The following is a 4,722-nucleotide window of genomic DNA, read 5'->3' on the forward strand; positions in this document are numbered from 1 at the left end:
GACGCTTTGTCAGCCCAGGTATTGCGTGGGTTGAGCAGGACGGTGTCAACGCCAGGCACGGAGGTCGGGACATCCAGGTTGATGGTGTCGAGGTGCTCGGTTGCTGCACCGATCAACGCGCCGCTTTGAATGGCCGCGATAACGCCACGGGTGGTCGGAATGTTGAAACGCTTGCCGACACCGTAGCCGCCACCGGTCCAGCCCGTGTTGACGAGGTAGACCTTGGAGCCGAAACCGCGGATGCGCTTGATCAGCAGCTCTGCGTATTCGCCGGCAGGACGCGGGAAGAACGGCGCGCCGAAGCAGGTCGAGAACGTGGATTTGATGCCAGCGCCCGAGCCCATTTCAGTGGAGCCGACCAGCGCGGTGTAGCCCGACAGGAAGTGATAAGCCGCTTGCTCTTCGCTGAGGATCGACACGGGTGGCAGCACGCCGGTCAGGTCGCAGGTCAGGAAGATCACCGCATTAGGCTCGCCGCCCAGGTTCTTCTCGGAGCGTTTTTCAACGTGCTCGAGCGGGTAAGCGGCGCGGCTGTTCTGGGTCAGGCTGCTGTCGGCGTAGTCGGCATGACCGGCCCCGTCCAGCACCACGTTTTCCAGCACGGCGCCGTGCTTGATGGCTTTCCAGATAACAGGCTCGTTCTTCTCGGAGAGGTCGATGCACTTGGCATAGCAACCGCCTTCGATGTTGAAGACAACGCCTTCACCCCAGCCGTGCTCGTCGTCACCAATCAGGTAACGGGTTTCGTCGGCGGACAGCGTGGTTTTACCGGTGCCGGACAGACCGAAGAACAGCGTCACGTCGCCGTCTTCACCGATGTTGGCCGCGCAGTGCATTGGCAGCACGTCAGAGGCCGGCAGCAGGAAGTTCTGCACCGAGAACATGGCCTTCTTCATTTCACCGGCGTAACGCATACCGGCGATGAGGACCTTCTTCTGGGCGAAATTAATGATGACGCAGCCGTCGGAGTTGGTGCCGTCGCGCTCTGGCACGCATTCGAAGTTAGCCACGTTGAGCACTTGCCACTCGTCACGTCCGGCCGGGTTGTACTGGGCCGGATTGATGAACAGGCAACGGCCGAACAGGTTCTGCCAGGCTGTCTGCGTGGTCATCTTGACCGCGAGGTAGTGGTCTTCGGCTGCGCCTACGTGAACGTGGGAAACAAAATGTTCCTGAGCGTTGTTGAACGCCTCGACACGAGCCCACAGGGCATCGAACTTGTCGGCAGGAAATTTGCGGTTGATCGGACCCCAGGCGATCGCGGCCTGAGTGGTCGGTTCGTCTACGATGAAGCGGTCGGCAGGCGAGCGGCCTGTGCGATGGCCTGTTTCCACGACGAGTGCGCCAGTATCGGACAGCACGCCTTCTTCGCGTTTGAGGGCTTCTTTAACCAGATCGTCGACACTGAGATCGGTGTGAACGGCGTTATTGGCTTGCGTCATGAGATTCCCCGTCGGCTCGATGGCCGAGTGCTCCAAACGTTTTGTAGTAGAAAAACCAACACTACTACAGCTAAAAAGTGGCCGGATTATGCCAGAAAAGCCCAAAAAAGGTAGGGCCCTCCTGTCAGAACTACATGAAGAAGAGTCAAGCGGGCCGGGCGGAAAGCTTTCAGCGCAGGACCCGCACTACATTTAATGACGGGTATCGGAAGGGGTATCCACCCCACCCCCTGCAAAGAGCTGCGCTACATCGGTTGCATCGAAGAGATAGCGCTGATTGCAGAACTGGCAGTCGATCTCAACCGCACCGTGATGCTCGATCACCAACTGCTGTGCATCTTCCAGACCAAGACTGACCAGCGCGTTGCCAGAACGTTCGCGAGAGCAGCTGCAACGGAACACCAGGGGCTGGACTTCGAACATGCGCACAGCGTCTTCGTGGAACAGCCGATGCAGCACGGTTTCGTTGGTCAGGCTGAGCAGCTCTTCGGCAGTCAGGGTGTCGACCAGCGTGTTGACGTGCTGCCAGCTGGCTTCGCGCTCTTCTGGCTCTTTAAGCTTCTCAGCGGGCAACTGTTGCAGGAGCAAGCCGCGTGCGCGTTTGCCGTCGGCCTTGATCCAGAAGCGTGTCGGCAATTGCTCCGACATCACAAAGTAGCTGGACAGACACGCTGAGAGATCAACGCCGTCCAGGCCAACGATGCCTTGGTAGCGTTTGCCCTGCCGCGGGTCGATGGTCATGGTCAAGTCGCCATCGGGCATCAGATCAAGCAGCGTCGCGTCCGGGGTGACCAGGGTTTCGTCGTAGCGCGCAATGCCGCGCAACTCGCGGTCGCTGGAGCACTCCACCATCAGCAACGATACCGGGCCAAGCGAGCGGGCCTGTAAAACCAGGAGCCCGTCGAATTTCAGCGTGCCCACCAACAGTGCGGCGGCGGCGAGCATTTCGCCCAGCAACTGAGCGACCGGCTCGGGATACGGGTGTTTGGCAAGTACCTCAGCGTAGCTGCGCTCAAGGGCCACGAGCTCGCCGCGAACGTCGCTCTCGTCGAAAATGAAGCGCTGGGTGTAATCGGTATCGGAAAAGTCTGACATAGGAGAAGGTATCTGAATGGATGACAAAATGATGACAAGCGCCTATAAAGCGCGGTTTAGCACCGCTTGGTGCATTGTCATGCCGATGGGGGCATTTTATGGACTATCCCGCGTTGTTCCAACCCAAGTGGAACGCCAAAAAATTCTTGCTCTGTAATCTGGTAGCGCTCGCGCTGCTGCTGGTCTGGATCTGGCCCACGGGCCATGCGGCCTTCACTCAGTTCGATGAAGGCTTGTTTCACCTGCTGAACCGCCCGCTCGAACAAAACAAAGCGTGGCTGTGGATCTGGACAATTGCCAGCATGAGGCCTTTCGATGTCGTCGTCGGCCTGATTCTTCTGACACTGCTTATAAAGGGCAACTGGGTATTCAAATCATTGCAGACGCGTGCCGCGTTGATCGGCTTTGTGTTGACGCTGATTGTGCTGTTGATCATCCGGACAGTGTTTTCCAAGATCATCGACCACACCGCGCTGCAACATGACAGCGCGTCGATGATGATCCCTGATGCCATCAAACTCAGCGACATATTCCCGCTGCTGGAAGACAAATGGCAGCTCAAGGACCGCTCCAGCCAGAGCTTTCCGGGTGACCACGCCTCGGTGCTGCTGATCTGGGCAATGTTCATGAGCGTGTACAGCCGCACGGTTGGCCAGCGCGTGGTCATCTGGGCCCTGGCGCTCCTGTTCATGATGCCGCGCCTGGTCGCAGGCGCACATTGGGGTCAGGACGATTACATCGGCGGTGTCATGATCGCTTTGCTGGCATTGGGCTGGAGCTGCTATACCCCGTTCGTGGCGACTATCACAGGGTTCCTGTTTCGACTGACCGCCCCGGTCTTCAATGTTTTGGGCCGGCTGCCGTTACTCAAATGCCTGAGCATCATGAAACCGGGTTCTCATTTGTAAGCTGACTGTCGCTACTGGGCAATCCGGGGTCGATGGATTCACGATCCCGGAAAGCTGCGAGATCGTCAGTCGTCGCCCGAACGGAACTGGAACAACTGCCGGCGCTGCTTTTTGGTCGGTCTGCCGTCGGTCGTAACGCCCAGGCTTCCAGCCTTGCGCATCTCGGCGGCTTGCTCGCGTTTGGCGAGGCTCTCCGGGGTTTCGCTGTACAGCAACTGAGCCTCGGGGGCGCCGCGCCGGACGATCGACAACGCCTGCACCACCACGGTCCGCTCATCGAAGCCCGCCCGAATTTGCAGCTCATCGCCTACACGCGGCTCTTTCCCCGGCTTGCAGCGCTCGCCGCGACAGTGAACCTTCCCGCTTTCAATGGCGGCTTTCGCCAGGGCGCGGGTTTTGAAGAAACGCGCCGCCCAAAGCCATTTATCCAGACGGACTTTGTCGTCCTCGTCTGAGTTCTTTGTCATCTGAATTCCTCAATCGTGTGATGGTCAGAATCGTACTACGTGCCGTCGGGGACGCAGTTACCGCCACCCTCGTTTACACTGCCCACCAAGACTGGAAACACCGGCTAAGGAGCACGACGTGACAGACTTCCCAACGTCATTGACTGGTGGGTGCAAGGGCTGCAGAGGAAGCTCGGCACCGGATTTGAAATTTGAATTCGCCTATCAGCCTATCGTGGACGTCCGCGACCGCTCGGTGTTTGCTCATGAGGCCTTGGTGCGCGGCGCGAACGGCGAGGGTGCGCTGTCTGTACTGAGCCAGGTCGACGACTCCAACCGATACCGTTTCGATCAATTGTGCCGAACCCGCGCGATTTCAACCGCCGCCCGGCTGAGAATGGACGAATACCTGTCAATCAACTTTCTGCCCAACGCGGTTTACCGCCCCGAGATGTGCATTCGCAGCACCCTTGAAGCGGCCCAGGCCCATGATTTTCCGCTGGACCGGCTGATCTTCGAGACCGTCGAATCCGAGCACATTTGCAACAGCAGCCACCTGACCAACATCCTTCGCGAGTACCGCGAGTTTGGTTTCAAGACCGCCATTGATGATTTCGGCGCCGGCTACTCAGGGCTTACGCTGCTTGCCGACTTTCAGCCTGACCTGATCAAGCTCGACATGGCGCTGGTACGCAACGTCCATCTGGATAAGGCCCGGCAGGCCATCGTGCGTGGCGTTGTCACAATGTGTACGGACCTGAACGTTACAGTGATCGCCGAAGGCATCGAACACGCAGACGAACGAGACTTCCTCACCGACTGCGGCATTTA

Annotated in this window: 5 protein-coding genes; 2 read left to right on the plus strand and 3 right to left on the minus strand. The window is 58.7% G+C overall.

Going from position 1 to position 4,722, the window contains the following annotated elements:
- Positions 1–1,442, minus strand: a 1,442-nt coding sequence (locus VF672_RS00485) for a phosphoenolpyruvate carboxykinase (RefSeq protein WP_331100260.1), incomplete at its 3' end; no start/stop codon positions are given.
- 192 nt (positions 1,443–1,634) lie between these two features.
- Positions 1,635–2,537 (minus strand): Hsp33 family molecular chaperone HslO, encoded by a 903-nt coding sequence (hslO, locus tag VF672_RS00490; protein ID WP_331100262.1) that lies wholly within the window; start codon positions 2,535–2,537, stop codon positions 1,635–1,637.
- A gap of 98 nt (positions 2,538–2,635) precedes the next feature.
- On the opposite strand from hslO, the gene VF672_RS00495 reads away from it, so the two are divergent.
- Complete coding sequence (locus VF672_RS00495) at positions 2,636–3,445, plus strand: phosphatase PAP2 family protein (protein ID WP_331100264.1); 810 nt, start codon at positions 2,636–2,638, stop codon at positions 3,443–3,445.
- A gap of 65 nt (positions 3,446–3,510) precedes the next feature.
- Here VF672_RS00495 and VF672_RS00500 read toward each other — a convergent pair whose 3' ends face one another.
- Positions 3,511–3,912, minus strand: coding sequence for an RNA-binding S4 domain-containing protein (locus VF672_RS00500; RefSeq protein WP_331100266.1), 402 nt, complete (start codon positions 3,910–3,912; stop codon positions 3,511–3,513).
- A gap of 118 nt (positions 3,913–4,030) precedes the next feature.
- Here VF672_RS00500 and VF672_RS00505 point away from each other — a divergent pair.
- The coding region (locus VF672_RS00505) for an EAL domain-containing protein (RefSeq protein ID WP_331100269.1) at positions 4,031–4,722 on the plus strand (692 nt) is incomplete at its 3' end.

It is taken from the genome of Pseudomonas sp. (genome assembly GCF_036387035.1).
In the GTDB taxonomy this organism is placed as follows: Bacteria; Pseudomonadota; Gammaproteobacteria; order Pseudomonadales; family Pseudomonadaceae; genus Aquipseudomonas.

Excerpts from the sequence above, each read along its gene's own strand:
- hslO (WP_331100262.1), bottom strand. The coding sequence starts at position 2,537 with ATGTCAGACTTTTCCGATACCGATTACACCCAGCGCTTCATTTTCGAC.
- VF672_RS00495 (WP_331100264.1), top strand. The coding sequence starts at position 2,636 with ATGGACTATCCCGCGTTGTTCCAACCCAAGTGGAACGCCAAAAAATTC.
- VF672_RS00500 (WP_331100266.1), bottom strand. The coding sequence starts at position 3,912 with ATGACAAAGAACTCAGACGAGGACGACAAAGTCCGTCTGGATAAATGG.